Genomic DNA, 26267 nt, shown 5'->3' on the forward strand with positions numbered 1-26267 from the left:
GCAAAAGCGACAAGACGATGGACTACTTTGCGTACCTTGCCCGTCAAGCGGGAAAACTCCGTGCTCACGCAGCGGATCGTAGATCAATTAAGTTCCAAGTCCTTTGAACGTGATGGGCCCCCAACGGTATCGGCAGATACCTGAAGAGCGCGTCCTAGATCTCGTCACTACGGAACCGTTTCCAAAGACAGCAGTTTGTAGTCTGCTCCCAGGTTTTCCCATTGCCCTGCGGAGAGAGGAATTGGCCCCCGATAGCTCCAGGGGGCCAATTCTTGCTGTTCTGCGCAGCCAGCACGTGCATGTGGGGCACCTATGAAGTGCGCCCCGGCCTCTTTTCTGAAAACCCGGCCACCCTATCAGATAATCCTTTGCCACCGCGCAATTTGTAGGATTCGACATGGTGGCGCGGAACAAGTCCCCTGGATTGCGGTTTAGACGACGAGCCCAAGCTATCCACTTCCCCTGCGAGGGCTCATTGGACAGTGAACCTCTCTTGGCCCCGTTGGTTGCACTTTGGGGCCATTTTTTTGGCGTCAGGAACGTTCGGCGCCTCAGGGCGTTTCCTGTTGCCTATGATCCATTACCCCCGCGAATCTAGGCCGATCTCCATCGATAGTAAGGTGAATGGAGCCTATTGGCATTACGCCGACCTCTGGCCCCGCTCTCCCCGGACGGGGCCTTCTTTTTTTACGGAGGGGAACCCGAAGGACGGCGACCGTATCCACTGAGGCTGCAGATTCAGCTACGTCGGGTCAATCGGCAGATACCTGAGGAGAGCGTCCGAGGAGACTTGTCGGTGGGAACGGAACCGTTTCCAGAGACAGCGGTTGGTAACTGGCTCCCAGGTTTTCCTTGCCCTGCGGCGCGAGAGGAATTGCCCCCCGACGCTCCGGGGGGCCGTTGCCGGTGCTCACTCTTTGCGAACTCGTGCCGGCCGCTCCACCGCTCGGAGACATGGACGGTTGCCCCTTGCCTACGGTCGTGATTTGTGGCGCCATCAAAATCTAGGCGGCAACAATTCGGGGGAATCCAATGATAGACACGCAGTCCAGTATTTTGGACCAGGACCTATCCGATTTGATCAGGGGCCAAATTGAGCAGCGCCACACAAACGAATTTCGGGCAATACTCTCAACCGGCAATGAGATTACGATGCACGGACCCTTTACTATTGGGCGCGACTTCATCATCTACAAAACTGCGAAGGATGACAGCGGCAAGTGGGCAATGACGCCCTTTGCTCATATCGTGCAGTTGGTAATTTGACGAAGACTTCGGCGCTTATCTAATTGCGACCACACGGCGAGAAGTGTGCTATTCTTCTGGGGTTGCCATGCGGCGACCGGACACAACCGACCCCTCCCTAACCGCACGGACCGCGAGGCTCAAACGGCGCTTGCGCGTCTCTTTGCCAGAAATGACGAGCTGACAATGGCGACGAATGCATCAGCATTCACAGCGCTCCAAATAGGAGGAAAGCACCATGTCAAGTCGTCTCGTTTTCTCGCTACTCATCGCTTCCGTGGGCATCCTTATGGTTTGGGCCTTCAGACCCGCGCCGACGATCTTCACTGGTTATGAAACACCGCCTAGCGCAGCCAAAACCGACCGCATAGACGCCGTACCTCGTTGAGGGAATCGGACGGCCAATAGACCGCGAAAGAAGGCGGCCACCCTCCCGCATAGGCGGCGGTCATTGCATGGTCGCGCATTCCAGGGGCACAACTTGCATTTGTTGCGCCGTTGAGTGAACATTATACTTGGGGAAATTTCGAGGGGCAATTGTGAAACCCACGCTGACTGCTACATTGCTAATAGCCGGGGTGCTCTCGTTTTGTAGCGAGAACGCGATCGCCGCGAAGAACGGCATTTTCGTCTACGGTTGCACGTCCGACGGGAAACCGGCGCGTATGCGCGTGGTTGCCCCACTTAAGTACAAGGGCGCCGTAGAGGCAGGATTTCGCAATATGATACGGCAAAAAACGTCAGATTGGTTTCTTGCGCAGAAGAAGACCGTTGATCTGACAGAATTCGAGCAAGCCCTCGAAGTCATGATGCAATCAAGCGGCGGCAAGCTCCCAACGCAAAGCCCTTCCGCCGTTGCGAGATCTGTTGAGATTGGCAAGCGCGCAGCCTCACTGAAACTCTATTGCGGCGGTTAACATAGTGCTGGAAGCGACCACCGGCGTTCTTCGCGGGCTCGCCCGCCTACTTCTGCCCACATTCGAAGCCTGAAGTTGGTTGTGAACAAAGCCGGCGTCGCCTTCCTCGTGCTCATCTGCATTCTCCTTGCCCTGGTATTAAGGATCCTAATGTTCGACCCGGGGGTCGAGACGGCACAACCAGATCTGCCGGCGATGGTCCTCGCCAATTAGGGCCCTCCGCTTGGTCTGCGACGGAACAACGGGGCGTCCGGGGTGTTGCTGTAGATCGCAACGAACTGGGAGTGCCTCATGAAGATAGTCGTCATCGCAATTGTCGCCTCGATCATGAGCATACTTGTTTTCAAGTATGTCGACGGGACGTTCGGGACTTCCGAGGTCGTCGCGACTGCGGAGCAACTATCTGAAGACTAACAGGCGCCGTCCTCCCTAAAACATCGGCTGTCTCGCCTTTGTCGGCGAGTGCCTGCGCGAACTTCTCATGGCGCGCGTTTTTTAGGACTGGCATTGATCCAACCTCGGAGAGTGGGGATGGCATTCAAGATGACCGAATTCGCTTGCTATTCCCTCGCCGTTGGCGGCTAGCTCTTTCGTCAACAGGAGACGCGCAAATGGCCAAAGGTCAGGTACGAAGCAATAAGGAAGCCAGAAAGCCCAAGAAGGACAAGGACAAGGCTGCCGCGAAACCCGCTGCGCCGACGTTAGGATCTCAGGTGAAGGACACCAATAAGAAGTAACGCCCACGGTCGCGCGGGCTGCGTTAATCTGGACATCAATGACGCCGCGACTCCAGGGTCCGTGCTCAAATCGGGCCGTAGGCGATGATCCAACCTCCTGGCGAACTCGTTGACTTCAGCGGCGCCGAAACCTTGTGTGGCAGGATCACAACCCGTTTTCCAGGCCTCCCGGCGAGGACTGGCGCCGAATGGACCTCCGTTTGTGTCCGGTTGACCTAAAGCAGAGCTTGGAGAAAGCGGGGCTGAGCTACAAGCGAGGCGCCGACCCATGGAATGGTTCATCATTCGGTAGACTGAAGGCCGCTGCGATTTCCCCCGTCCGGCTGTAGGCAAAGGAATTGGAAGTGTTGGCCTATATTGATCAGATCATCATGCTTTGCGCCGGCCTCTGGATGACGGCAGCAGGGTTTGGCTACGTTCAGACCAACACTCAGGTACCATGGCTCGCTCAACTCACGAGGCACTTTCGATGGATGGGGCCGCTGCTGATCGCTATCGCGATTGTTCTCTTGCTTGCCGCCCCTACCGCATAAACCGCGGTCCTTGGGTCGTCGCGCTTGTCTGCCTCCTTATGCCCACATTCGAGGGCTGAAGTGGGGCATGGATAAAGCCGGCGTCGCCTTCCTGGTGCTCATCTGCATTCTCGTTGCCCTGGTATTGAGCATCCTAATGTTCGAACCGGGGGGCGAGACGGCACCACCGGAGCCGCCGGCGATGGTCCCCGCCAATTAGGGGGACCCCCCGCTTGCTCTGCGAAGGAATAATGGGGCGTCCGGGGTGTTGCTGTAGATCGTGACGAACCGGAAGTGCCTCATGAAGATAGTCGTCATCGCAATCGTCGCCTGGATCATGAGCATACTTTTTTCAAGTATGTCGACGGGACGTTCGGGACTCCGAGGTCGTCGCGACTGCGGAGCAACTATCTGAAGACTAACAGGCGCCGCGCCACGTTGCCCAATCGGTTACGCTCAGCGGCGGCCGGATTTCTGAAATATTAGCAGTGATAGACGAAGGCGTGAGGCGGTGAAGTCCTCGCTAAGATCGGGCGAGTGTTCCCTCTGATCGAGCCGCATATGCGTCATCTGCTGTCTTGCCTTTGGCGAGTGCCTGCGCGAACTTCTCGTACCGCGCGCTTTTCAGGACTGGTCTTGATCCAACCTTGGAGAGTGGGAATGCATTCAAGATGACCGAATTCGGTTGCTATCTCCCGCCGTTAGCGGATAGCTTTTTCGTCAACAGGAGACGCGCCAATGGCCAAGGGTCAAGTACGAAGCAATAAGGAAGCCAGAAAGCCCAAGAAGGACAAGGACAAGGCTGCCGCGAAACCCGCTGCGCCGACGTTCGGATCTCAGGTGAAGGACACCAATAAGAAGTAACGCCAACGCCGACATTCGAGCGGGCTGCGTTAACGGACACCGCGCCTTACGCACTGGTTCGTCGTCAAGGCCAAAAAAGTAGAACTGACGCGGCGATAAAGACGAGCGACAGTAACGCGAATCCTATTCGGTTTTCGCCGCTAGCCAGCCTCCATCGATTTGTTGCCGGATCCCTCAGCTGCCACCACCGCGTCGGCCTGTTGGTAGCTCGGTGGTTGATATCTTTCACGTAGAACATTTGCTTGGTTCAGCCACTAATACGCACCAGAACGATCCGGGAACAACTTATGTGGCAAAGCGGAACAACTAACCCCACTAGATTATGGGATTTCAGTTTGTCGCGGAACATACCTGCGGCTTCCACGGTTGTGAACAGTCACAACCCGGGAGGAAACCTATGGCAGACGACAAGAAGAACGTTGGTCGCGATCGCGGACGAGTTGCCGCCGGACAGGCTTACGAACTCAATTACTTCAAGCGGAAGCACGGCCTCACCGATGACCAGGCCCGCAAGATCATCAAAGAAGCAGGCAACTCGCGAGAGAAGGCGAACGCATTAGCCGAGAAACGAAAGAAGGGCTAAAGTCGGCGTCGCGAACACAAAAACGGGAGCGACGTATGGCTACCACACGAGCCGGTATCTCCGCCCGCGTCAAGATGATTTTCATCGAAATACTCGGCGTCAAAGCCGCGGACCTTGCCGACACCGCTGCAATCGTGGACGATCTTGGAACTGACCCGCTGAAAATATCCCAGTTGTCGATGTTGATCGAAGAGGAGTTTGGGATATTCATCGCCGAGGAGTCGATGGAGCAACTCGTGACAGTTGGGGATGTTATCGATTTCGTTTGGGGATCCAAACGCTTGTATGGCCAATAAAAAAGCCGAGTAAAAAACCGACATTATACATTCGCCTCGACGGCCACTGCCAAACTATAAATTTACTTATAGTTGGCACTTCCACCTGACATTGGGGCGATATGGACGAAACACGGTCCGCGTTCTTGGGTGACCTACGAGGCGAATTCGACAGCCGCGAGAACGTCTTCGAACTTTCGCAATGTCCTCCTCTCGCCGGGGGTCCGTGAAGAGATAGAGGACAGCCTTCGCGAGCAATATGAAGTGCGACGGGCCGGGCATGACCTTTGACGGGATCCGCAGTTCGAGGCTCCGAAGCCGGACATAGTCGGTGGGCGTCAGGTAGGCGAGCGTGCGCAGCTGGTGGACGCGGACGGCGATGACGTGATCGGTTGGTGTCTGGGCCGAGCCGATGCTTATGCAGCAGAGGCTTGCGCCTCCGGTAGGACCTGCTTTGCGGCGCCAGGAGCCTATACCTGATTGATTGCCCAAAGATGCTTTGCGCCGAGACGCCACCGGCCCTCCTTGCAGCCGTTGGCGAACTCGTCGTGCGATTGGCATTCGGCGACGACGACGAAGCCTGGGCGGCGAACTCGCCTCTTCTCCTGCGTGATGCGTCGAGGCGCATCCGCTCTTCGCGGAGGCTTCGGTATTCGAGGGCGGCCATAGCCGCCATTTCTGATGCGATCGGCAGGAAGGACCTGTTCTGCAGTTTGTATTCGCCACGCTTCAGGCCGACGAACACGGTGCGCCGACCGTGGATCAGCATGCCCGTGAGAGCGATCCGATATTCCTCGGTCGGATCTTGGGACTGGATCGATGCGGGGATCATCATGCCGGCGTCCATCAGTGAGGCGATGCATTTGCCGACCTCGTCGACGCCAAATGCCGTCGAGAGGCGGTGCGCCGCGCCCGGTACTTGTTCCCACGCTTCGGCATGGCGATGGCGGCCTGGTACTGTTTCGCGGACACGTGCTCGGTCATGCAGCCACCTCGCCGGGGCGCCCCGGCCCGAGCTCTTGGAACAAACACCGCTCGGTCGCGGTTGCACCACTAAAGAGGAGGCCTCCATGCCCAAGTCCCCAATCCCGACCATTCCAGATCCCGAATTCCCGCCGGACCTGCCGCCGGACGCTCCACCAGATCTGCCGGAGCCCCCGATCGAGGAGCCGGAGCCCGACGTCGGTCCCGACGTACCTCCTATTCGCCCTGTGCCCGGCGCAATTATTCCGCCGAAAATGTAGGCGCGACCGCAAGATAAGGAGAGGCCGGTGGAAATCCAGAGTTGGAGCAAATGCGTGATCATCCAGCTTCCGGAGCTCGACGGGGTGCAAATCGTATGGACCCCGGGTCGAGCGGCTAAGCTCCTGAGCGAGAACTGGCCCATAGACTTTGGCGTCGCGTACTCGGACGCGCTTTACAAATGCACCGACGCGGCGATGGGCACGTATCCATGGGAGCAAGCTCGCGCCGCGTTCATTGAAGCGATCGCCGAGGCAAAGGTCACAAGGCTGCGCTGAATCCATTCGTCTTATGCTGCCGCACCTCCCGGTTCGCGGAACAAAACTTATGCGGCTCCATTAGGCCTGCAAGAAGGGAGACCGATATGACCGACGACCCCAAAGAGCCGAGAAAGCCCGTGGAGGTCCCGCCCGGCGAGACACCCGACCCCATGCCAGACAATCCGGATCGCCCCATTGAGGAGCCCGGACCGGACGACGTCCCGGAAGAGGCGCCAGACGTCACCCGTGTGCCAGGTGAGGAAATACCGGCTGAGATGAGCGGTTAAGCTTGCTAAGCTTCCCGGTCGGATCTCTCCGTTGGAACAGAATTCCCTAATATACGTTTCGGAAAGGCCAACCCTACGGAGGCCGCGATGATAAACATCTGGGATGCGAACGTTGAAGTGACGTTTGATAATCATTTTCACGTCATCAGGAATGCCCGAGAGGCGGTCGCATTCCTTATGAAGTCCTGGCCAGAGACGAAGAGCGCGAGTTACGCAGCGGCCCGGAAAGCTTGCCTGGATGCTGCCGAGGGAACGATTCCTGGCGCGGAAGCCAGGGCCGCCTTTGAAGCTGCTGCGAAAGAAGCCGGCATTCTCCGATAACGTTGGTGTCGCCCGGCCCGAGGTAGGCTGCCGCCGCGCGCTCTTCAAGGGCAGCGAGAGACCGATGGCACCATCACGAAGACGGGTGATCACTGCGAGTTTATAGTCTCGCACGCCGTTGTCGGCGCTGTTGATGGATTTTTGATGCGGAAGATCTAGGCTTCGAGATCTCTTCGCGGAGGTGGTCGGGGTCGGTCATGAGTGCGTCACCCCATACTCAACCGCAAGGCTGCTCAGTCATTCCGCCCCTTCCGCGCAACGCGGCGATGGCTTTCCGCGCTGCTTCATCTTGACGGCATCGGTCAGCGCAGCCTTGAAGCGTTCGTGCTCGTCCCAGAACGGTCCGCCGTGGCGGGCAGATCCATTCTGCGAGAGACGAGCCGATACCGCGCAGCTTCTCAGCGATGATCAGCCGTTGTTTCAAGCTGAGCCAGTGCACGAATACGGGCGGCCTTTTCGATGAATTAGGCATAGCCATCTTTGCTGCACGCAGCAGCTCTCGTCCTTCCTTCGCGGCTTTCTCAGCCGCGTTGGCTTCCTTCATCTCCCAGTAGCGAACGACGTCGGTTTCGTTGTTCCACCAAGCTTTGAGACGGCATTCCGTCCATTGCTTCTGGGTTCGCCCTTGGCGGCGTGCATCCGGCCGATCGACGGCTTTCCCATCGCCGATTTCAAAGAGGCGACCGTCACCCGGTACGTAGCCAGTGAAGGCAATGGACAAGCGGGAATTCCAACAGAGCAAGGTAGCGATGCTCGACTTCTTCGACGACCTGATCGGGGTTGAGCGCGGCAACGCGCACCGAAACGCAGGTAGCGCCTAATAATGGCTGAGAATTCCGCGATCTCCCGGACCACCCACACTTGGATGAGCTGCACCAAGCTCAGCTCGGCATGCGACGGCTGCTACGCCGAAGCGGCTGATGGACAAGGGTTACACAAGGTACCATGGGGCAACCGCGCGCGTCAGCGCACCGGCGCCCATACTTGGAATGACCCGCTGCGCACGAAAACCGCAACACCCCGACGAGCAGGAAAGCGGGGCCCCAAATCAGCGGAACTCCGGCGTTGGAGCCGATGCACCACGATCAGCAAAGCCTTACGTCGTGCGAACTTTTCCGACTTCTTGTACGTGTCCCGGCTCTTCGCGGTAGGCTTGTTCCAGGCGGTCAATCTTCGTTGATCGCAGGCGGCCGCTGGAACGGAGGAAGGCCAGCATCGCCTCAATGTCATCGCTGCCACCGGGAGGCTCGCCGTAGGGCACAGGGCGTCGAGACAGCTTCTGCGCCCAGTAACGGATCTCGCGCTCGGCCGGCGGGTAACACATGCCGAGGCGGTAAAGCCGAGTATCTGTTCGAACCCATCGTGGGGGCACCATATCGTCCATTTGGACGATGGGAGACGTGTGCCCATGCTCCCCGTCGCGGGTCACAGGCTCGCTGAAGAACCAGCCGTATAGCCACGGGCGCCGGCCGCCTTCGCTGTCCTCCTCGATAAGCCACCCTTCAATGATCGGAGCAGCATCGAACTCCGTAACGGTCGGCCGAGCTGCTATGAACGGATCCACGTCAGGGAAATAGGGATCGGGAGCATTGAGAGGGTCTTCGAATGGTACGCCCTTGCCGAGTTCGCCGTCAGCGTGCTCGCTGCAGACGACCTTAGGGAGGCCGCCGAAGGTGTGCAGACGCCCACGGCGTCCGCAGACCTCGCAGATGTGAAAGGATCGCGCGGCGGCTAGCCGGGAGGCATCGTCGATCGCGCGGCGAGCATCAGGTGCGATCTGTGCGATGGCATAATGCATGTGCAGAACGCCCTTCTTCTCCATCACCTCGAGCACCGTGAACGAGCCTCCTGCAGCCATCACTTTGTCGGCCTCGGTGAAGAATGCGTGCAGGATGCCCAGCCAACCTTCGCCGCACGCAATCGCCAAAGGACGACGGTCCAATCCGAGATGCGGATACCGGTCGTTCGGGCGGATGATCAGTCTCACTGTTTGGCTCTCTCGTTTCTTCCGCTTAGAGCAGGAATTCCGCGGACCAGTTGTTGCGCCAGGTTGTACAGCGTCAGGAGCCGTAGATTGGAGCTCGAGGTCCACCGGTCAACCGGCAATGATCCGGCGAAGGTCCGGCTAGGTCCACCAACATCGCCGGGAAAATCCTGCTCCGGCGCTAATGCCGCCGGTTGTCGTTGGTCGATGTTGCGCTTTCCAGGAAAACGATGCCGGAATAGAGGACCGGTGTTCCATCGCGATCCTGGAAACACCGACCAAAAGCAACGACCGAGACATACAAGCCAGCCCGCGTCCTGACGCGGTAGAACGACTGCTGGGCTCGTCCGCTCACGATCTTTTCCGTAATTGTCTTTGCCAACCCTGGTCGATCCTCCGGATGGACCCGGTCGAGATAAAGTTTCAGCGGCAGTCCCTGGCTCGTCTCGCTCGCGGCGAGACCGAAGAGCGCAGCCAGGGCCGAATCTCCATAGACAAGGTCGCGAACGATATCCCAGGTGAAGATCCCGGAGTCCGTCGCATCCGCATCTGTGAGTTCGACAATAATCGTGCGCTCTCCGTCCTCCTTCATTGTTCCGCCTAACCCCCTGCCATCAATTGCCGTTGGCCACTCGTCGCAAACCCAATTCCGTTCGGGTGCCCACGCGGGGTGTGCCGATCGAACAGCTGGCGCAAGCCATCATGAAGCCGTTTGTTGAAGCCGCCATCACAGTCCTCGAGCAGATCGAGATAGAATGTCGCGATCGTCCCGAATTCGGCTGCGTCGCGCGGCACGCGTCGTTCGATCGATTGAAACAACTGCTTAATCGTCTCTTCGAGTGAGCGGAAGCGCTCAATATCATACCCGTAAACCGTCTCATCCAGTTGGCACTGGGCCGTTTTAAATTGGATCACGAGGTCTGCGACGCTCGTAGCGGTGTTCGTGTCAGATCGTTGAATTCTCATTAGCACGCACTAACAGACACGACTACCCGCACCGCTACCCGCCACGTCAGATTCTTTCGCGCGCGCAGCATTTCTTGTAACGAACGGCGCGCGCGTGGCCGATAAGCAGCATTGTTTCGCAATCCAACTCCAGGTGAGGCCCCGCTTGGACCGGCACTCAGATCCAAATGGCCGGTTGTGCGTCAAGGTAACGGCTTCCGCCCGGGCTCAAACTCAGCGTCGGAGCTGCAGGATATAGCGAGCAAGCTTTCGGCTCTCGCGCAACAAATCAAATCAATCGCGGCTACCCCGCTCGGCGACGCTATCGATCTCGACGAAAGCAGCGAGCGGTCGCGGAAAGCGGCAATAGAATAACTTGGAAACATTGCTGCTATTGCGGATTGACCGGACGCTGTCCCCGCAAACTCTCTACGCTAAACCGCCCAATTTCCGAAGTCCGAAGGCAAGCGGCGCGGCGTGTCTGCGACCGCGCCGTTAAATTTGGCGAACAGAGCCTGGCGGCAAAGATAGAGCGCCTTTTGTTTGCCTCCGAGCCGTTGAGCCACGACGAAGTTCATTTACGATGCAAGGTTCTTCGGCCGGGCATATCGAAGGTGATGGCCGGATAACACCAACGACGGATCATGCCGTAAAATGCTATCAACCATCACGATTAAAGCCGCCCGCGATGAAGATGTGCCTGTACTCGGAAAGTACGGGGCTGACCTGATGGCGCTTCATCATCAATGGGACCCCGAGCGCTTCATCCCGACGGGAACCGGCACGGAGGCATCTTATGCCAGATGGTTGGGAAGTCAGCTTGAAAAGTCCGAGGTCGTGGTCCTCGCCGCTGAGCAAGATGAAATGATCGTCGGTTACGCCTATGCATCTGTTGAGGGCCATGACTACATGGCGCTCCGAGGACCGGCGGGCGTCATTCACGATCTTTTCGTCGAGCCCGAAAAGCGCAGCCAAGGCATCGGCCGGATGCTGCTCGAGGCAGCTGTTGCAGCGCTTAAAGAGCGAGGAGCAAACCTTATCGTGCTTTCCACGGCGCACAGAAACGAAGCTGCTCAACGGCTCTTTGCCGCAGCGGGCTTTCGCCCGACGATGGTCGAGATGACACTCGACGTGAAAGCTTAATTTCTCGGCATCCAGGGCGCCGACACCTCACCTGGCCAGCCACCAGCGACCGGACATGTCGGCGATGCGCGAACATCTGGGCTCGAACTTTTCCGGTGTGTTGAAGCCGACAAGCCGAACGCTCGTACCATGCTGATGCGAACCGTGTCGCCGTCGGTGACCGTAAAGGATTGAACTTGAAAGTCGGCAGAGGACGTTGCCGGCTGATTGGAGCTGGGTCCGCTCGTCGACAGCCTTTCGGTCGACATCTGGCCGACCGCGACCGTTATCACCATCAGCAGCAACCAAGGATTTTGAAGTCTCTCTGGCTGAAGCGTCGCCGGCGGACACTACGCCAAAGATGGCGCGCGGCAGTCAACGCTCTCTGGTTTGCGTCAATCGGGTTGATGAACGAGATTCCGGCGCCGAGCCGCGCGAGGGGACCATAAAGGTCAATCTTCTGGCGCATGTCCGTGAGGACTGGCGCTGCCAGGCGGCAGGCTGCCCTTCGCGCAAGACCTGGTCGATGCGACGGCGATAAGAGGTGACCTAGACCTTTTTCCCCCAAGCCAAAAGGCGAGGTATCTTGGCCGTGGCATTCCGCCGATCGCCAACGAGAAAGGCCCGCCCCTCACCTACTAGGGGCCTCGCCGTCGAGCGATATCGATGACGTTGTCCCGCGACGCGCTCGACTCCTCGAAATCAAGATCGCCTGTGCGTTGCCGCATAGACTACAGATCACAATGTCATTTCTTGACAGATCGTTCCAGAATAGCTATTTCACGGCGATGGCGCGAAAAAAGGAATTCGACAAAGACAAGGCGGTGGGTGCCGCAATCGACGTGTTTCGCGAACACGGCTTCGAGGGCACATCGACTGAGATGCTGGTGCGCGCGATGAAGATCGGACGACAAAGCCTCTACGACACCTTTGGAGACAAATGGGCGCTCTACCGATTAGCAGTGGAACGTTATGCATTCGAAGAAACTGAAGCCCACGTGACGATGTTGCGCAGCCAGCGACGGGCCGTCGACGGGATCGCGGCAATGATAGAACGAGTGGTGGAGCGCGCCCATTGCGCCTGCCTCGGCGTCAATTCGATTTGTGAATTTGGCCAGAGCCGGCCGGAACTTAACGCGCTCCATCATGCTGCCGACAATCGCTTGAGGAAAGCGGCAGTGGAGTGCATCAAGCAAGCCCAGGCCGAAAACGATGTCGAAAAATCGCTGTCGGCAGAGGCTGTTGCCTCCTTCCTCATTACCAGCATCGCTGGCATTCGTATCGCGGCCCGTGGAGGTAGCCCTCGCGCGGAATTGGAATCTCTCGGAGAACTGGCAATCCGTGCAATCCGGTAGCACCCCAAAAAAATTTGCACAATTCTGGAACAATCAGTCAAGAAAGGAGCTGACTATGAAAGCTGTGGTCATGAACGGCATGGGCGATAGCGACGTTATGGAATTCGTCGAGCGCCCAGAGCCTGTGGCAACGCCCGGACACGTTATCGTTGAGGTCCGCGTGGCAGGTGTGAATTTCATGGATATCGGCGTTCGGCAGGGCATGGCGTGGACGGAAACCCCGAACCCGAAAGTGCTTGGCGTCGAGGGCGCCGGCCGCGTGCTCAGTGTTGGCGACGGCGTTACGGATCTTGCCGTGGGCGATCACGTCGCCTGGGTCTATGCCCCCGGAAGCTACTCCGAGCGGCTGTCGATCCCGGCAACGTCGCTCATCAAGGTCCCCGACTTCATTGATGACCGAACGGCCGCATCAATCATGATGCAGGGCCTGACCGCCAGCCACTTTGCCACCGATTTCTATCCCGTCCAACCTGGGGACATCGCGCTCGTTCATGCTGCAGCGGGCGGCGTAGGACTGCTCCTGACGCAGATCATAACGCTCCGAGGCGGGCGCGTCATCGGGCGCGTGTCATCGAAAGACAAGGTCGCCATCGCGCAAAATGCCGGCGCTGAGCACGTGATCGTCGATACAGAAGGAGAGTTTGTCAACGAGGTGCTCCGCTTCACCGGTGGTCGGGGAGTGGACGTGGTCTATGATGGCTCCGGTCCCAAGACATTCAAAGCGTCCCTCGAAGTACTGCGGCGGTCAGGAACGCTCTGTTGGTATGGCCCGGTGCTGGGTGGGCCGGGCCCGCTCGACATCATGAGCCTGCCGAAAAGCGTCAAGATCGGCTATGGCGTCTTCTTCGATCATATCCACTCACCCGAACTCTTTCGCGAGCGCGCCGGCCGGCTTTTCGATTGGATCGCGGACGGGTCGTTGAAGGTCACTGCAGGGGGAAGCTACCCTCTCAAGGATGCTGCGCAGGCACATAAGGACATGGCCAGCCGCAAGACAACTGGCAAGCTGCTCCTGATTCCAGGAGGGTCGTGAACAACCCACGTTTGGATGAGCAGTCGACAGCCCCGACAACCATTCTTCCGTGTCGCTTGTTTGTAAATTGGCCGCGATATCCTGAGAGCTACATCCAACAGGTCGCGACGGGAACCAGGCGGACTGCGAGCATCGCTCCTCGGGCGGGGTCGCCAGGTTAGGTACCGCCGCCGCGCTCAGCTCACTTTGACACACCAGTGAACGAGCAATATCGATGATCTCCCCGGAGATGCTGCGAAAACTCCATCCTGTCCCTTAGCGATCGGGAGAGATTCTCACTGAAGATAATGCTCAATGCAATGAAACTTGGCGCGTCGGCTGGCTCACGGGACGCATGGGCGGAGCGTTGCGCGATATAAGTCGCGCAACCAACCGTCCAGATGCCGTGACCACATCTATTATGGCGTCGTAATATTCCTCATCCTTGGTCAGCTCATCTACGACCCGTTGACCGTAAGCGACGGCAGCCCCATCCGATGAATACTTTCGACCGACTTCGTCGCGGCTAACGACGCCTGCTGTATGGATATTAAATAGATAGCGGCGCATGAGATCCCACTCCGTACGTGATGCCGCTGCGCTGATGAAACAAAGCGCGCTGCCAGCGACAATTCGAGGCTTGACATGAGCGCGCAACTTATCGGGCCCTGACCGCCTTGTCGCGTGACAGGAGCGTGACGGTGACATTTACGGCTATCGGGCCATGGTGCACTGGAAAAGCGGTGACCACCGTGCAACGCCGCATTCCTCCAGCCCAGGGGCAAGGTCAGCCGAACGCTGCGGTGATCCCGACACTCAATTGGCGTGGGGTGCTACGCGCCACACCTTGTTTCCGACATCATCGGCGACCAGCAACGCGCCGTCGCGAGCAATCGCAACGCCCACCGGCCGACCCAAAGCCTTACCTTCGGCGCTTAGGAAACCCGTGAGGATATCGCGCGGCGGGCCGGACGGCCGGCCGGCGGCAAAAGGCACGAAAATGACCTTGTAGCCGCTGCGCGGGATGCGGTTCCATGAGCCGTGTTGACCGACAAAGGCACCGCTTTTCATCTCGGGCCCGAACAGATCGCCGGTGTTGAAAGTCAGGCCGAGTGACGCCGTGTGAGGCCCGAGCGCGTAGTCAGGCTTGATAGCGACGGCCACAAGCTCCTGGTTCTGGGGTTCGACGCGATCATCAACATGTTGGCCATACCAGCTATAGGGCCAGCCGTAGAAGGCACCATCTTGTACGGACGTCATATAGTCGGGCACGAGGTCAGGGCCGATCTCATCGCGCTCATTGACGACGACCCAGAGCTGGCCTGAATCAGGCTGCCAGGACAACCCATTGGGGTTGCGAAGACCGGATGCGAACAGCCGCGTCTGTCGGCTGGCGAGGTCGATCTCGTGGACCGCGGCTCGTCCTTTCTCCTCATCCATGCCATTCTCGGCTACGTTGGAATTGGAGCCCACGGTTGCATAGAGCTTTGTTCCGTCGCGGCTGGCGATGACATCCTTTGTCCAGTGATGGTTGCGACCTGAAGGCAGGTCGACGATCTTGTCAGGCGCCCCGGTGATTTGCGTTGCGCCTTCCTGATAGGGAAAGGCGACGATGGCGTCGGCATTGGCGACATAGAGTATGCTGTCGAGCAATGACATTCCAAAGGGGGAGTAGAGCCCAGTGATGAACGGTGTCTTGGTTTCCGCCACGCCGTCACCATCTGAATCACGCAGAAGCGATATGCGGTTGGCGCTCTTCGTCTCGGCACCGGCTCTAGCCTGGAAGAGGCCCATGAAGAAGGCCCGGATCGAAAAGCCCGCGTCGGGCTTCGGCGGCGCATTGCTTTCGGCCACCAGAACATCGCCATTGGGCAGCACATGGAGCCAGCGTGGATGCTCCAGATCGCCGGCGTATTCCTTGACTTCAAGCCCTTGCGCCGCGACGGGCATTTGCCCATTGGGCCAGGGCGTGGCCTCGGCGACGTTCACGGAAGGCAACCACTCCGCTTTCGGTTCAACGAGAACCGGATCCGGTCCATAGGTCTGCTCGATCGGCACCGTGGCTTCATGCCGGGACAGCGCAACTAAGCCCCCACCCGCGGCAACCACAAGCGCAGCGACAACAAGAACGGTGATCAGCAGCTTTTTCATGACCGGCTCCTCAATGACCGAGCCAAACGATTTCGGCGCGAAGGTGTTTCAATCCTCAGGAGGCAAACTCGAAAAATATGCCGAAACATTCTCGATATCTGCGTCAGACAGGTATTCTGCCGCACTCTCCATCAAATGGCTGAACGGAGTTCCCGATCGCGAGCCTTCGCGAAAGAGCTTCAGTTGTGCCGCGAGAAATGCCTCGGGCTGACCGTCAAGCCTTGGGTAGGACGGGTTACGTTGCGAATTTTGGTGGCAGCCCAAGCATGCCGGAACTTTTTGGGCGGGACGGCCGTGCTGCGCAATCTGCTCGCCCTGCCCCACCCGATCGTCTTTTAGTGGTTGCACCACCGCATTGCGCTTCAAAGCTGCGAAATGGCTGGCAAGAGCGCGAAGATGCCCCGGATCCACCGACTGCACGGGAAGTTGCATCATGCCGCTTGGTCTACGTCCCTCGAGATAGGCGTTGAGGCTTTCGAGCAGATAGGCCTCCTTCTGTCCTGCAAGAACAGGCGTGAGCGGGCTAAAGCCCATCCCATCGGTCCCATGGCAGCGGGTACATTCTGCCAATGCATCTTCGAATCGGAACGCATGCATGGGTGGCTGTGGCCTCTCGCGATAGGCGAGCAAACGATAGGTGGCCGCATCCATAGCCGGAAGCTTTCGCAGGAACGCAACCATGCTCCAGATTTCGTCGTCGCGCGCCTGGGTCGGCCACGCCGGCATGCCGGTGAAGCGAACCCCGTGCTTCACGATGCGAAACAGTTCTGCGTCCTCCCATTGCTCGACTACAGCGGAAAGATCCGGCGGTTGCGGCAACATCGCAAGTGCTGCGGGGGACCGCGGTTCGCCCGGCGCACCGTGGCAGGTGGCACAGCCACGGGCAAAGTGACCGGCTGCCGGTGGGATGCCGTTATCAGGTAGCCTCTCCGGGGCATCAACGGCGAGCGCATAGGTGCGAACAGCCGAACGCATGGCAAAATGCAAAAACCACTCGGTTATCCTCCAATGGCCGGATGACGCACCGACGTTAAAGAAGCCGATCCAGGTGGCAAAAAGGACGACGATCGGCAGGATGGCGAGCCCGACGGCTAGGTGCTTCCATCGAACATGCATCAGGCGACCCTCCGGTTTGGCTCTGCAAGCAGACCGGAAAGCAAGGCGACCCCACCTGCGAGATAGGCTGCGGCGCCAACCATCAGCATGACAACGGCGCCGAGTTGCTGATCCTGAGCCGCCGTCAAGGTCGTGCCGAAACAGGTGACATCGCCAAATTGATAGAGCGTGCGTGGGCTGAGCGCCAAAAGGGCGCCGAGGAGCGTCATATGAACGGTCGTCAGCAGCAAACCGAAGGCGCCTGCCGCATTGCTTGAAGACCTGTTCGTGCTCCCGGCCGCAAGACACGTGGACCATAGGAACAACCCGGCGGCTAGAAAGCAGGCCTGCTCAAGGGCGGTGCCCCAAAGCGAACTCTCCGCCAACCGACGTGCAGCCGGTGCATGCCAACCCCAGACCACCAGGAGTTCGACGAGCGAGGCGACGATCGGCAACCCGGTGAGCACGGGCCGGCGACAGCTGGCGAGACGGGGAGCAACACCTATAGCGATGAGAGGTGCTGCGACTGCTACGACCCCCATATGCGCGAGCATGTGGGCGGTCACCGAGCCGCGCCACGCACTCAAAAGCGGGCCAAGCCAGATAACGGCCAAAAGGAGGCAACCATTCGCAAGCCAGAGCGCCCTCATCGCAAGCACTCCGAAACAAAGATCGTCGGCAGTGCCGTCATCAGGACGGCGACGAAACTCAAGCCGGCAAGCAGCAAGGTTGCAAACCCCTGAAACAGAAGGCGATCGTGGCGCGTCGGATCGTCATGCGGAGGATCGTGCGCACCGAAGCCCCACTGGCGCCACGCAAGGAACGCCGAAAGCCCAATGGCTGCGAGCGCTAAAACCGTGATGACGGCGATGCCTAGGCGCAAGGATTTGAACTCCATCCCGAACAACGCTGGTTTGGCACAGAAAATCGCCGCGCTGGCGTAGCATATCAGGAAGTGCCCGGCCCAGATGGCCGGCCCCGTGAACAGCGTCCAGAACGTTTCGATTTCCCTTGGCAGCAGACGCATTAAAGTGCCTCCGGGAAAAGACCGATCACGAAGAAGGTGATGAGCGCCGTAATTGCCAGGAAATGCCAGTAGAGGGCCACGTTGCGCAGGTCCATGTCGTGGGTTTTCGTAAGGCGCCCGGCAAGGCTTCGCGCAAGACAATAGGCTAGCATGACAGCGCCGACACAAGCATGAACGACTGTCCAGCAAACCAGCACCCAGACGATGGCCGGGTAAACATGTGCGGTCGGGTTCATGGCGTGCAACCAGGGCCCCGCGATGCCAGCCGCGGATGCGACGACCGTCAGGGCGAGGGCCACGATCAAAGCGGCACGCGCGAACGCCGTACGCGCGAGGGCGTTGAAATGTCTTGCAGCCAAGGTGGCGAGCCACGCAAAGACAAAGAGCGCTGCCGAAACCAGTGGCCACATCATTCCGGGACCAGCTGATCCCGCCGTGAAGTCTTCGTGTATCGTCCAATAGAAAAAATAGCCGAAGATCAGGCTCGCAAAGGCGGTACTGTCGCCCACCATCGTGATGAACATGGCCCACCAGCCGACTGAAGACGGACCGGATGCGTAAAGCGGCAAGGCGAGCCCAACGCCGACGTCCTTCTGCGGCTTCTCGGGAATTTCCCCGGTCCCCGTCCAGAGCCAATAGAGGATCGCACAGAAACAGGTGAAGGCGGCGATTGCCCCTGCGATCCACCACTTAAACGTCAAGGCGATGAACACGGCACCGAGCGAGAAAGCCGAGAGGATGGTGACCTTTGAGGTGCCGCCAACGCGCAAGACCTGTTCCGGCCGTGCATCGAGCACGGAGGTGACCAGGCCTTCGCGACGCCCTTCCTTGGCGTCGGGAAGATACCATCGCCCCTCGCTGATCTCGCGGGCAAGCGTCGGTTGATCCCAAAGTGGATAGCGGCTCGAAACGAAGGGAACGGAGCGCACACCCCAGTTTTCCTCAGGCTCGCTGACCCATTCAAGCGTTCCGGCATTCCACGGGTTTTGTTCGGCGCGAGGCTCCCGGTGCTTAGGGCGCAGGACATCCCACACCACGATCAAAACGCCGAAGGCAAACACGATGGCGCCGACAGACGACACAAGGTTCAAGAGGTTCCACCCAAGGTCGGCCGGATAGGTAAAAACCCGACGCGGCATGCCGAAAAGGCCGGTCAGATGCATTGGAAAGAAGGTGACGTTGAAACCGACAAACATTAGCCAGAAGGCAATGCGTCCGAGCGTATTGGACAGACGTTTTGCATCGATGAGGGGGTAATAGTAGTAGATCCCCGCAACGACCGGGAACAGCATCCCTCCAATCAGGACATAGTGGAGGTGGGCAACCACGAAGTAAGTGTCGTGCGCTTGCCAGTCGAAGGGCGCAATTGCCACCATGACGCCGGTTAGCCCGCCGATGACGAAAATGGCGATGCCGCCTGCCCCGAACAGCATTGGAGTAGAAAGGATGACGCGGCCAGCAAGCATGGTGGCAATGAAGACGAAGACTTGAACCGCCGTTGGGATCGCCACTGCCTCGGAAGCGGCCGAAAAGAAGGCAAGCGATATCTGGGGCAGTCCTGTCGCGAACATGTGGTGTACCCACAAGCCGAATGACAGGAAGCCGGTGCCGACCGCGGCAAGCACGATCCAGGAGTAACCCACGATCGGACGCCCCGAAAAGGTCGGAACGATCATCGCCATCAAGGCAATCGCCGGCAGGAAGATGATGTAGACCTCCGGATGGCCGAAGATCCAGAAAAGGTGCTGCCACAGCAGCGGATCGCCGCCGCGTGCCGGATCGAAGAAGGGCCAGTCGAACATGCGCTGCATTTCAAAGAGGATATCGCCGGCAATCAGCGGCGGAAATGCAAAGAGGATCATGCCGGCGACAATCAGCAGATACCAGGCGAAGAGCGGCATCAGATTGATACGCATGCCGGGTGCGCGACATTTCATGATCCCGACGATGAGCTCCACCGCCGCTGCAATCGAAGCCACCTCGATGAAAGAGAGGCCTAGCAGCCAGATGTCGGCGCCAATGCCGGAAAGTTTTTCGTCGGTTGCCAACGGCGGATACATAAACCAACCGGAGGAAGGCGCTGCATCAAAGAAAATCGAGCCGCACACAAAGATGCCACCGAGAAAAAAGCTCCAGAACCCGAACGCGCCCAGTCGCGGAAACGGCAACTCTCGAGCCCCGATCATCGGCGGCAACAGAAAAATCGCCACTGCCTCGAAGATTGGCACGGCAAACAGGAACATCATGACGGTCCCGTGCAGCGTGAATAGCTGATTGTAGAAGTCCGCCGAAACCAGATCATTGTCGGGCATGGCCAATTGCGCCCGCATAATCAATGCCAGCGCGCCGGCAAAGAGCAGAAAGATGAAGGCGGTGGACGCATACCACAGCCCGACCTGCGTGTTGTTGACGCTCGTCCAGTAGCGCCAGCCGTGCGGATTCTCCCAGACTTTGCGCAGCCGCTCGCTCTGCGCTGCGCGCTCCTCTTCACTCGCGCGGGCGCCCGGCTCGGTCATCTCAGTCCTTTCAGCCAGGCGGCGATTGCACGGATATCTTGCGGCGCCAGCATGGAGAAAGCGGGCATGGCCGCACCAGGCTTGATCGCACCCGGGTTCGCGATGAAGCCAGCAATGTTGTCCTCGGTGTTGGCGACGATCCCGGCTCCTAGCATCTGCCGAGACCCTAGGTGAGAAAGATCGGGTCCAGCCGCGCCTGCGGCCTCCGTGCCCGCAACGCGATGACAGGAGCCACAGCCATGGCGCAAGAAGAGAGCACGCCCCTCTCCCGCGACGTTTATCGAGGCTTTCGCCTGGCTGGCAAGCCATGCGTCGAACGCGTCGGGTTCCATGGTCACTGCGGTGAGCGCCATGAATGCGTGAGACGTCCCGCAAAATTCGGCGCACGCGCCGCGAAATACCCCCGTTCTTTGCGCCATCAGCGAAAGGCGGTTTTCGCGACCCGGGATCATATCCATCTTGCCCCCGAGAGAGGGTATCCAGAAGGAATGGATCACGTCATCGCTCTTCAGTAAAAATTCTATTCGCCGACCGACCGGCAAGCGGATCTCGTTTGCCGCTGCGATTGTGAGGCCGCGATGGACATAGACCACCTGCCACCAATATTGCCTGCCGGTGACTTCGACCCGAAAATCCGTAGCATCGCGAAAAGTCGGCGAAGGTCTAAGCGTCGGCATTAACCAGAATGCATATGTCAAAAGGGCAAAGAGCGTCACAGTTGGGAACACGCCGCCGCCCCACAGGACGAGCCGGCTTGCGGCAGGCTCTGCGAAAACTCGTCTTTGACTGCGCACGGCAAAGCAGACGAAGGCGACCACCGCGAACCAGATCGCGGCTGCGCCGATCGACATGACGACAAACAGGGTCAACGTCGCCTCTGCTTCCGAACCCGCAGGGCTCAACGCGGATTGAGTGCCCTGGCAGCCAGGCAGAGCAACCGCGATTAAGGGCAGCCTTTGGAGCAATTTTCGTCTTTGAGATCGGAGGCGTGGCGTTTTACTGTCCTTTCCAGAAGAGTTGATCGCTTAACCCGAGCCTCCCCGCAAAGTTCCAGAAAGCGTTCCCGCGCCGATTTTAACTTCTCGGGATTGGTAGGTGTTGAACGGTGAGCTACGCACCGCACTCGACAGGGAGGTTCCGATGCTCGTTGCCGCTTACGGCCTGATCGGTAAGGATGCAATCTGCGATGGTGCGATGGGCACAATCAAGAGCGGACAAATTCGTGCGCGTTATCGAAGTTGCCCATCGCATGAACGGCGTTTCGCTCGATTGAGCGAGGCGCGCCGCATTGCCGCAGGAACCGAAGGACGGCTGCCGCCACTCCCAAAAGCAGAGAAGACTTCGCGACGCGATCGGCATTCTCCTGAACGCCAAGATCGCAAATCCTCAGCGCGCGCGGGGATCGCCTCTGCCCCTAGCAAACAGCGGGCGTCCGCAAGGTTGCGGTCAGTGACAATTTCCAGCCGTCAGCCAGAAGGGTTTTCGTTTTCAGGCTTGTTGGCATCTCCCAAGGCGTTCTTGGCACCCTCGATCGCGCCCTCGGCAGCTGCACCAGCCGTTGCTTGAAGCTGGCCGCGAAGGCGATCCGAAACTTCGCCAGCGGTCTCATCCTCAAAGTCCGTTGCGGGGAGTGCCGCTCCGATGGCCGCACCGATCGCAAAGGCCAGCGCTCCGCCAACCAGAGGCTGATCTCGAAATGTCTTGAGCATGGCGGCATTCAGCTGCGCCCCGTGATCCTGAGCACTCTCATGGGCGCTCCGAATGCTGTCGGTTGCTGACCGGGCGGCATCTGAAACGGCACCGGAAACACCGCTGGCCGCCCCCTTCACCTCACGCCATGTCGCTGATGCCCAGCCGGTTGTTTCATCGAACAAACTGCCTGCCTCATCCCGGATTTCCGCAATCGCCTGGCCCGACGTATCGGCGAAACCGCGATAGACGGTTCCACTCGGATCGACGAAGTGACCGGCCCTTCGGCCGGCCGCATCGGTCTTCGCGCGAAAACGACTGCCGTCCTCATCCTCAAAATGGCTGTAGCGCTCGCCAAAATTTGCCTCGATCGGTCCCACCCGTCGCAAATTGCCCTTTACTCGCGCAAGCGGGTAATCATCCACTCCCTTGTCAACGCCCGACGCTTGAGGCGCTCGCGAGGCGGGATCGGCAAGGAGCCATGCAAGACCGATCCCTGTCAATGCGACTGGGATCGGGTTCGCCTTCATTGCCCCACCCAGATTGTTGAGGAAGTCGGCACCTCCGCTCCTTCTGGCATAGGCGATGAATTCATCCATTAATTCGCCAGGCGACATTCGCTCTTGAATGGCATGCAGTTTTTCTTCAATCCTTTGACGGTCGGTCTCGATCTCCCGTTGAAGGTCCGCGGACGAATGCATGTCGACGTTCATTTCACTGTCTCCTTGGCCACGTCGAGGTCGCGCTGGAGCGACGCCGTCGTTTTTTCAAACCGAATGCTGCGGTTTCCGAGCCTGGCAAGGCTGCGCGAAATCATAACCCACGCGAGGACGCCGACGACAAGACCAACGGCGACCGCTGAGAGCGCATGGGCATTTGCCTCTTGCATTCCCTGCTGCATCAAAAAGGCGCCCAGACCCTCGACCACCGCGCTCAGAAGCACGCCGATCGCGGCAATAGCAAAGATAAGGCCAACCATGAGCGTCTCGATGCTGCCGATCGCCCGGTCAATATTCTCGCTTGCCTCGGCCTTGGCGAGGTCGATCTCCTTGCGAAACAGTCCGGCTATATCGGTCACCAGTCCCGTCATCAGGTCGGGTAAAGAGCGGTCGTCACGGGGGTTATGCATCGCGGAAGTCCTTTTCAAATGACCAATCGTCGCCTGCGCGTGGGGATGACGAGGAGTTCGATGTCTTGGTGGCCGTTCGCTTTGCCGAAGCGATCAGAAATCGGCTCGCTGCCAGTCCCGCAAGCGCTGCCATGCCAAGAAAGGCAAGGGGCTGCTTCCGCCCATAGTTTTCTGCAATCGACGCGATTTCACCGAGATCCCGGTCTTCGCATTCGCGGGCCAGCCGTCCGATCGAATTTCCAAGGTCCTGGGTGTAGCGGCCAAGCCCCGGTTGATCGGAATCGCGAAGTTCAGATCCCACCTTCTCCATGGCGCCAGCAAGACCACGCAATTGGCGCGCCAATGCCCCCTTTTCGTCATCCACGACTTTGGCTGCCGCCGCTTTTGCCTGGCCCGAAAGATCGTCGCTCGCGACGTTCTGGTCGACGCGGGGCCAACCTGCATCGCTCTCGCCCCCCCCAGAATAAGGGCCGCCTTCTTGTGAGGGCGAAATAGGTTGCTGTTGTTGTTGTTGAATACGGTTCTCCGGGTTTTCGATCATCACAAACCTCCTGGTTCTCTGACGCGGGCCCTTCGTTGCGATCCAACCAGCGGATCGCTATCTTGTTCCCTGCCTCATACGGCACTCGGCTTGGCGTTTGTTCGATCCGAAGGCGCTGCCCAATGAAGACGCTGGGCGACTGCGATCGATCTCGTGGAACAACCCCGCCCTGCGCAGGGACTCCCTCAGCCCCTGCACAGCACCGCAGCGTCCGCCAACGGACGCTGCGGTGCTGCTAGCGTAGGGCTCTACTGTCCGATCGTGTTGAGGAAGATGCCGTTCCTCTTGCTTTGCTCAAGAAGGGCCTCAACCCCCTCGATGAGGGCCTAGCTCGAAAACGGCTTGGAGAGAATTGGGGCAGTTTGGGCGCTCCCGAACCTCAAGATAAGAAACGCTATCGATTTCTCCTTGCAGGCGTCTGCTACCGGAAGCCCGCTATCCCCTGAAGGTTCTTGTCCAGCATGACGACATCGACTGGCGGCCCACCTTGAACTAAGCTCGGCGTCCCTCCATTCGCTCCTTGAAACCTCGATGAGGTCGTGGTGGTAGGAGATTTTCTTGGACCAGGCGTGGGTTTCTATCGGTTGTCTGCATTTTGCTGATGGATTGGAACTTTTCCCGGTCTTTTCGGGTTCACGCAACAACCTTTTCGTGTGGACCAGGTGCGAATGGAGAGGAAAATGAAATGGCTTCCTGTCACCGCAGTTCTTATCGCTGGCCCAGCCTTTGCCCAAAGTGCCGAACTTGAATCGGCCTGCACGTCGGTCGCAAGGAATTTTTTCATGACCGACACGCTGAATGTCGGGGTCGTGCAATCGTTCCCTGAGCTTAAGCCCCCTGGCGTCCGCTTCAAATATTCTGAGAGATCGGATACGAAGAAGGCCGAAATGTCAGATACGTTCGACTGCGAATTCGATCAGCCAAATCCGATCACAAAACTCCTACGCTTCTGCGTCTCCCGGACTTGCTACTCTTCCGACCAGGAAGATGGCGAACGCCGACGCCGATTTGAAGAAATGCAGCTTCTCATGCAAAGAGGCAAAAGCGCCAGAAAATAAGCATGGCACCTTCTAACTGATGGGTCTCGGCGGACGGCGTTCGAGGGCCAACGCTAAACGAGATTTGCGGCGCCAGACCATCGGGCGTGCCAGTGAGGCTCGGCTCACGATGGCACGTCGACTATCCGCAGCAATCACATTTCCTACAAAGCAGAGAACGTCCGGCGTTGACTTCTTGATGCTAAAAGCACCACCCGACTTCGGCAAATGCAACTTGCGTAAGCGCAAAGAATTGCGGACTAGCCTCCGCTCATGGTTCGAGTGCTCCGGTCGGGAGTGGAAAAGACCAAATGCTTAGGAACCAAAAGCGTTTCGCCGAGTTTGAACATTGCCTTTAACGGGCTGAGAACAAGGAACCGAACATCATGAAGAACGTACTGCTCGCCGCGGTCTTCCTCGGCGCATCGAGTTTGGGCGCGCTCGCGCAGACCGCCACACCTCCGGCTACGGCAGATGGTGATACGCCTGCCGTGGCAACACCAGACACCACCAATCCAACAGCGCCCGTCGCCGGTGCCAACAGTTTCACTGAAGAACAGGCCAAGGATCGCCTTACTGATGCCGGCTACACCGATGTGACCGGTCTAAAGCTCGACGACAAGGGCGTCTGGCGTGCAACTGCCTCGAAGGACGGCAAATCCATGCAGGTCGCGCTCGACTACCAGGGCAACATTGTTGCCAACTAACTCCAGCAACGAGGAAATTCCCATGAAAACCGTTAGTGGACTTTTTGACGACTATTCGGACGCCCAAGCAGCAGTGTCAGCCCTTGAAGATCGCGGCGTGCCGTCGGACGACATCAGCATCGTTTCCAACAATGTTGGCGATTGGTACGGCACTGCAGACGAAAGCAACGCGGCTGAAGGCGCTGGGACGGGCGCCGGTGTCGGCGCTGCGGTCGGTGGCATTGGCGGCCTGTTGACTGGTCTCGGGCTCATGGCCATCCCGGGTGTCGGGCCGGTGGTCGCAGCCGGTTGGCTTGCCGCGACCGCGGCGGGTGCTGCCGCCGGCGCGGTAGCAGGTGGTGCCGCCGGCGGGATTATCGGAGCGATGACGGATTCGGGCGTTCCGGAGGAACATGCCCATGTCTATGCGGAAGGCGTACGGCGCGGTGGCACGGTCGTCACGGCACGGGTCGACGACGCGCTCCAGGCGGATGCCGAAGCGATCCTGCGCCGAGGGACCTGGGTGGATCCTGTCCAACGCCGCGCCGCCTACACGGAACAGGGCTGGACACGCTTTGACGAGACGCTCGATCCCTACACCGCCGACGAAGTCGAGAAGGAACGTCAACGTCTCGAGAGCATGCGCTAGTTTGAACCAAGGCGGCCATGATGCGTTCAAATCACCTGAACCGTAAACTGGCCTTCGCACGTTCCTGATGATTGGCAGGCTCTCTC

At 58.9% G+C, this 26267-nt stretch carries 33 protein-coding genes; 19 read left to right on the forward strand and 14 right to left on the reverse strand.

The genetic code is table 11. The features are described from left to right. Positions 1–1032: 1032 nt before the first annotated feature. The 13 genes from OVA00_RS38420 (at position 1033) to OVA00_RS38480 (ending at position 7243) form a co-directional block, all read left to right on the forward strand. Positions 1033–1266: a hypothetical protein gene (locus OVA00_RS38420; RefSeq protein ID WP_060606857.1), complete on the forward strand. Its 234-nt coding sequence runs from the start codon at positions 1033–1035 to the stop codon at positions 1264–1266. Between the two features lie 518 nt (positions 1267–1784). Beyond that, positions 1785–2162, forward strand: a complete 378-nt coding sequence (locus tag OVA00_RS38425) for a hypothetical protein (protein WP_060634941.1) — start codon at positions 1785–1787, stop codon at positions 2160–2162. A gap of 291 nt (positions 2163–2453) precedes the next feature. Continuing rightward, on the forward strand, positions 2454–2576 hold the full coding sequence (locus OVA00_RS38430) for a hypothetical protein (RefSeq protein ID WP_256386710.1): 123 nt from the start codon (positions 2454–2456) through the stop codon (positions 2574–2576). A gap of 197 nt (positions 2577–2773) precedes the next feature. Further along, positions 2774–2899, forward strand: a complete 126-nt coding sequence (locus tag OVA00_RS38435; RefSeq protein WP_256386711.1) for a hypothetical protein — start codon at positions 2774–2776, stop codon at positions 2897–2899. A gap of 347 nt (positions 2900–3246) precedes the next feature. Beyond that, a complete protein-coding gene (locus tag OVA00_RS38440; protein WP_083523701.1) occupies positions 3247–3432 on the forward strand; it encodes a hypothetical protein in 186 nt (61 codons plus the stop codon). A 67-nt stretch (positions 3433–3499) separates the two neighbouring features. Then, on the forward strand, positions 3500–3631 hold the full coding sequence (locus OVA00_RS38445) for a hypothetical protein (RefSeq protein ID WP_268091015.1): 132 nt from the start codon (positions 3500–3502) through the stop codon (positions 3629–3631). A gap of 518 nt (positions 3632–4149) precedes the next feature. Continuing rightward, a complete protein-coding gene (locus OVA00_RS38450; RefSeq protein ID WP_255381443.1) occupies positions 4150–4275 on the forward strand; it encodes a hypothetical protein in 126 nt (41 codons plus the stop codon). Between the two features lie 397 nt (positions 4276–4672). Beyond that, a complete protein-coding gene (locus tag OVA00_RS38455; protein ID WP_060606866.1) occupies positions 4673–4858 on the forward strand; it encodes a DUF3606 domain-containing protein in 186 nt (61 codons plus the stop codon). Between the two features lie 35 nt (positions 4859–4893). After that, the gene (locus OVA00_RS38460) at positions 4894–5154 is read left to right on the forward strand and encodes an acyl carrier protein (RefSeq protein WP_090300806.1); all 261 of its coding nucleotides are present in this window, start codon (positions 4894–4896) and stop codon (positions 5152–5154) included. A 1049-nt stretch (positions 5155–6203) separates the two neighbouring features. Then, complete coding sequence (locus OVA00_RS38465; RefSeq protein ID WP_268091016.1) at positions 6204–6377, forward strand: hypothetical protein; 174 nt, start codon at positions 6204–6206, stop codon at positions 6375–6377. Between the two features lie 27 nt (positions 6378–6404). Continuing rightward, positions 6405–6653 carry a DUF982 domain-containing protein gene (locus OVA00_RS38470; RefSeq protein WP_034800356.1) on the forward strand — a complete coding sequence of 83 codons (249 nt, stop codon included), beginning with the start codon at positions 6405–6407 and terminating at the stop codon, positions 6651–6653. Positions 6654–6739: 86 nt separating this feature from the next. Then, positions 6740–6922, forward strand: a complete 183-nt coding sequence (locus OVA00_RS38475; RefSeq protein ID WP_268091017.1) for a hypothetical protein — start codon at positions 6740–6742, stop codon at positions 6920–6922. A gap of 87 nt (positions 6923–7009) precedes the next feature. Beyond that, positions 7010–7243: a DUF982 domain-containing protein gene (locus OVA00_RS38480; protein ID WP_034800350.1), complete on the forward strand. Its 234-nt coding sequence runs from the start codon at positions 7010–7012 to the stop codon at positions 7241–7243. Between the two features lie 217 nt (positions 7244–7460). Here OVA00_RS38480 and OVA00_RS38485 read toward each other — a convergent pair whose 3' ends face one another. The 4 genes from OVA00_RS38485 to OVA00_RS38500 all read right to left on the reverse strand — a co-directional run bounded on the left by OVA00_RS38485 (position 7461) and on the right by OVA00_RS38500 (position 10142). Then, positions 7461–7964 carry a hypothetical protein gene (locus tag OVA00_RS38485; protein ID WP_268091018.1) on the reverse strand — a complete coding sequence of 168 codons (504 nt, stop codon included), beginning with the start codon at positions 7962–7964 and terminating at the stop codon, positions 7461–7463. Between the two features lie 375 nt (positions 7965–8339). Next, positions 8340–9230: a hypothetical protein gene (locus OVA00_RS38490; protein ID WP_268091019.1), complete on the reverse strand. Its 891-nt coding sequence runs from the start codon at positions 9228–9230 to the stop codon at positions 8340–8342. Positions 9231–9408: 178 nt separating this feature from the next. Continuing rightward, positions 9409–9819 (reverse strand): PAS domain-containing protein, encoded by a 411-nt coding sequence (locus tag OVA00_RS38495; RefSeq protein WP_268091020.1) that lies wholly within the window; start codon positions 9817–9819, stop codon positions 9409–9411. 8 nt (positions 9820–9827) lie between these two features. Next, the gene (locus OVA00_RS38500) at positions 9828–10142 is read right to left on the reverse strand and encodes a hypothetical protein (RefSeq protein ID WP_268091021.1); all 315 of its coding nucleotides are present in this window, start codon (positions 10140–10142) and stop codon (positions 9828–9830) included. A 684-nt stretch (positions 10143–10826) separates the two neighbouring features. Between OVA00_RS38500 and OVA00_RS38505 the strand changes: the two genes are divergently transcribed. The 3 genes from OVA00_RS38505 (at position 10827) to OVA00_RS38515 (ending at position 13682) form a co-directional block, all read left to right on the forward strand. Next, positions 10827–11315 (forward strand): GNAT family N-acetyltransferase, encoded by a 489-nt coding sequence (locus OVA00_RS38505; RefSeq protein WP_034800331.1) that lies wholly within the window; start codon positions 10827–10829, stop codon positions 11313–11315. Positions 11316–12082: 767 nt separating this feature from the next. Further along, positions 12083–12649: a TetR/AcrR family transcriptional regulator gene (locus tag OVA00_RS38510; protein ID WP_112977356.1), complete on the forward strand. Its 567-nt coding sequence runs from the start codon at positions 12083–12085 to the stop codon at positions 12647–12649. A gap of 55 nt (positions 12650–12704) precedes the next feature. Further along, positions 12705–13682 carry a quinone oxidoreductase family protein gene (locus OVA00_RS38515; RefSeq protein WP_060606883.1) on the forward strand — a complete coding sequence of 326 codons (978 nt, stop codon included), beginning with the start codon at positions 12705–12707 and terminating at the stop codon, positions 13680–13682. Positions 13683–13973: 291 nt separating this feature from the next. Here the strand turns inward: OVA00_RS38515 and OVA00_RS40230 are convergent, their stop codons facing one another. The 10 genes from OVA00_RS40230 to OVA00_RS38560 form a co-directional block, all read right to left on the reverse strand. Further along, positions 13974–14369, reverse strand: coding sequence for a DUF6894 family protein (locus tag OVA00_RS40230; RefSeq protein ID WP_371590207.1), 396 nt, complete (start codon positions 14367–14369; stop codon positions 13974–13976). Between the two features lie 108 nt (positions 14370–14477). Beyond that, positions 14478–15812: a PQQ-dependent sugar dehydrogenase gene (locus OVA00_RS38520; RefSeq protein WP_268091022.1), complete on the reverse strand. Its 1335-nt coding sequence runs from the start codon at positions 15810–15812 to the stop codon at positions 14478–14480. A gap of 48 nt (positions 15813–15860) precedes the next feature. Continuing rightward, positions 15861–16928 carry a c-type cytochrome gene (locus OVA00_RS38525; protein WP_063894947.1) on the reverse strand — a complete coding sequence of 356 codons (1068 nt, stop codon included), beginning with the start codon at positions 16926–16928 and terminating at the stop codon, positions 15861–15863. Further along, entirely contained in the window at positions 16928–17557 is a 630-nt protein-coding gene (locus OVA00_RS38530; protein WP_060606886.1) for a cytochrome c oxidase assembly protein, read from the reverse strand. Before OVA00_RS38530 ends, OVA00_RS38525 begins: the two co-directional genes overlap by 1 nt. After that, the gene (locus tag OVA00_RS38535; protein ID WP_060606889.1) at positions 17554–17934 is read right to left on the reverse strand and encodes a hypothetical protein; all 381 of its coding nucleotides are present in this window, start codon (positions 17932–17934) and stop codon (positions 17554–17556) included. Before OVA00_RS38535 ends, OVA00_RS38530 begins: the two co-directional genes overlap by 4 nt. Then, positions 17934–20450 carry a cytochrome c oxidase subunit I gene (ctaD, locus tag OVA00_RS38540; RefSeq protein ID WP_060643574.1) on the reverse strand — a complete coding sequence of 839 codons (2517 nt, stop codon included), beginning with the start codon at positions 20448–20450 and terminating at the stop codon, positions 17934–17936. The genes OVA00_RS38535 and ctaD overlap by 1 nt, the downstream gene beginning before the upstream one ends. Continuing rightward, complete coding sequence (gene coxB / locus OVA00_RS38545) at positions 20447–21319, reverse strand: cytochrome c oxidase subunit II (protein ID WP_234824594.1); 873 nt, start codon at positions 21317–21319, stop codon at positions 20447–20449. The genes ctaD and coxB overlap by 4 nt, the downstream gene beginning before the upstream one ends. 597 nt (positions 21320–21916) lie before the next feature. Further along, positions 21917–22852: a DUF3618 domain-containing protein gene (locus OVA00_RS38550; protein ID WP_268091023.1), complete on the reverse strand. Its 936-nt coding sequence runs from the start codon at positions 22850–22852 to the stop codon at positions 21917–21919. Beyond that, complete coding sequence (locus OVA00_RS38555; RefSeq protein ID WP_034800315.1) at positions 22849–23268, reverse strand: phage holin family protein; 420 nt, start codon at positions 23266–23268, stop codon at positions 22849–22851. The genes OVA00_RS38550 and OVA00_RS38555 overlap by 4 nt, the downstream gene beginning before the upstream one ends. After that, positions 23261–23809: a nutrient deprivation-induced protein gene (locus OVA00_RS38560; protein ID WP_268091024.1), complete on the reverse strand. Its 549-nt coding sequence runs from the start codon at positions 23807–23809 to the stop codon at positions 23261–23263. The genes OVA00_RS38555 and OVA00_RS38560 overlap by 8 nt, the downstream gene beginning before the upstream one ends. Before the next feature lie 680 nt (positions 23810–24489). On the opposite strand from OVA00_RS38560, the gene OVA00_RS38565 reads away from it, so the two are divergent. The 3 genes from OVA00_RS38565 (at position 24490) to OVA00_RS38575 (ending at position 26181) form a co-directional block, all read left to right on the forward strand. Beyond that, positions 24490–24867, forward strand: coding sequence for a hypothetical protein (locus OVA00_RS38565; protein ID WP_034800313.1), 378 nt, complete (start codon positions 24490–24492; stop codon positions 24865–24867). A gap of 365 nt (positions 24868–25232) precedes the next feature. Further along, positions 25233–25553, forward strand: a complete 321-nt coding sequence (locus OVA00_RS38570; RefSeq protein ID WP_029742951.1) for a PepSY domain-containing protein — start codon at positions 25233–25235, stop codon at positions 25551–25553. Positions 25554–25575: 22 nt separating this feature from the next. Continuing rightward, positions 25576–26181 carry a general stress protein gene (locus tag OVA00_RS38575; protein WP_029742952.1) on the forward strand — a complete coding sequence of 202 codons (606 nt, stop codon included), beginning with the start codon at positions 25576–25578 and terminating at the stop codon, positions 26179–26181. The last annotated feature ends 86 nt before the right edge of the window (positions 26182–26267 follow it).

The organism is Ensifer sp. SL37 (assembly GCF_026672675.1).
In the GTDB taxonomy this organism is placed as follows: Bacteria; Pseudomonadota; Alphaproteobacteria; order Rhizobiales; family Rhizobiaceae; genus Ensifer; species Ensifer adhaerens.

What these genes read in the sequence shown, in the direction of transcription:
- OVA00_RS38460 (WP_090300806.1), top strand. Translation starts at nt 4,894, where the DNA reads ATGGCTACCACACGAGCCGGTATCTCCGCCCGCGTCAAGATGATTTTC.
- OVA00_RS38515 (WP_060606883.1), top strand. Translation starts at nt 12,705, where the DNA reads ATGAAAGCTGTGGTCATGAACGGCATGGGCGATAGCGACGTTATGGAA.
- OVA00_RS38450 (WP_255381443.1), top strand. Translation starts at nt 4,150, where the DNA reads ATGGCCAAGGGTCAAGTACGAAGCAATAAGGAAGCCAGAAAGCCCAAG.
- ctaD (WP_060643574.1), bottom strand. Translation starts at nt 20,450, where the DNA reads ATGACCGAGCCGGGCGCCCGCGCGAGTGAAGAGGAGCGCGCAGCGCAG.
- OVA00_RS38525 (WP_063894947.1), bottom strand. Translation starts at nt 16,928, where the DNA reads ATGCATGTTCGATGGAAGCACCTAGCCGTCGGGCTCGCCATCCTGCCG.
- OVA00_RS38575 (WP_029742952.1), top strand. Translation starts at nt 25,576, where the DNA reads ATGAAAACCGTTAGTGGACTTTTTGACGACTATTCGGACGCCCAAGCA.
- OVA00_RS38565 (WP_034800313.1), top strand. Translation starts at nt 24,490, where the DNA reads ATGAAATGGCTTCCTGTCACCGCAGTTCTTATCGCTGGCCCAGCCTTT.
- OVA00_RS40230 (WP_371590207.1), bottom strand. Translation starts at nt 14,369, where the DNA reads ATGTCACCGTCACGCTCCTGTCACGCGACAAGGCGGTCAGGGCCCGAT.
- OVA00_RS38430 (WP_256386710.1), top strand. Translation starts at nt 2,454, where the DNA reads ATGAAGATAGTCGTCATCGCAATTGTCGCCTCGATCATGAGCATACTT.
- OVA00_RS38555 (WP_034800315.1), bottom strand. Translation starts at nt 23,268, where the DNA reads ATGCATAACCCCCGTGACGACCGCTCTTTACCCGACCTGATGACGGGA.
- OVA00_RS38510 (WP_112977356.1), top strand. Translation starts at nt 12,083, where the DNA reads ATGGCGCGAAAAAAGGAATTCGACAAAGACAAGGCGGTGGGTGCCGCA.
- OVA00_RS38520 (WP_268091022.1), bottom strand. Translation starts at nt 15,812, where the DNA reads ATGAAAAAGCTGCTGATCACCGTTCTTGTTGTCGCTGCGCTTGTGGTT.
- OVA00_RS38420 (WP_060606857.1), top strand. Translation starts at nt 1,033, where the DNA reads ATGATAGACACGCAGTCCAGTATTTTGGACCAGGACCTATCCGATTTG.
- OVA00_RS38475 (WP_268091017.1), top strand. Translation starts at nt 6,740, where the DNA reads ATGACCGACGACCCCAAAGAGCCGAGAAAGCCCGTGGAGGTCCCGCCC.
- OVA00_RS38480 (WP_034800350.1), top strand. Translation starts at nt 7,010, where the DNA reads ATGATAAACATCTGGGATGCGAACGTTGAAGTGACGTTTGATAATCAT.
- OVA00_RS38570 (WP_029742951.1), top strand. Translation starts at nt 25,233, where the DNA reads ATGAAGAACGTACTGCTCGCCGCGGTCTTCCTCGGCGCATCGAGTTTG.
- OVA00_RS38495 (WP_268091020.1), bottom strand. Translation starts at nt 9,819, where the DNA reads ATGAAGGAGGACGGAGAGCGCACGATTATTGTCGAACTCACAGATGCG.
- OVA00_RS38465 (WP_268091016.1), top strand. Translation starts at nt 6,204, where the DNA reads ATGCCCAAGTCCCCAATCCCGACCATTCCAGATCCCGAATTCCCGCCG.
- OVA00_RS38530 (WP_060606886.1), bottom strand. Translation starts at nt 17,557, where the DNA reads ATGAGGGCGCTCTGGCTTGCGAATGGTTGCCTCCTTTTGGCCGTTATC.
- OVA00_RS38535 (WP_060606889.1), bottom strand. Translation starts at nt 17,934, where the DNA reads ATGCGTCTGCTGCCAAGGGAAATCGAAACGTTCTGGACGCTGTTCACG.
- OVA00_RS38560 (WP_268091024.1), bottom strand. Translation starts at nt 23,809, where the DNA reads ATGATCGAAAACCCGGAGAACCGTATTCAACAACAACAACAGCAACCT.
- OVA00_RS38455 (WP_060606866.1), top strand. Translation starts at nt 4,673, where the DNA reads ATGGCAGACGACAAGAAGAACGTTGGTCGCGATCGCGGACGAGTTGCC.
- OVA00_RS38550 (WP_268091023.1), bottom strand. Translation starts at nt 22,852, where the DNA reads ATGAACGTCGACATGCATTCGTCCGCGGACCTTCAACGGGAGATCGAG.
- OVA00_RS38505 (WP_034800331.1), top strand. Translation starts at nt 10,827, where the DNA reads ATGCTATCAACCATCACGATTAAAGCCGCCCGCGATGAAGATGTGCCT.
- OVA00_RS38445 (WP_268091015.1), top strand. Translation starts at nt 3,500, where the DNA reads ATGGATAAAGCCGGCGTCGCCTTCCTGGTGCTCATCTGCATTCTCGTT.
- OVA00_RS38435 (WP_256386711.1), top strand. Translation starts at nt 2,774, where the DNA reads ATGGCCAAAGGTCAGGTACGAAGCAATAAGGAAGCCAGAAAGCCCAAG.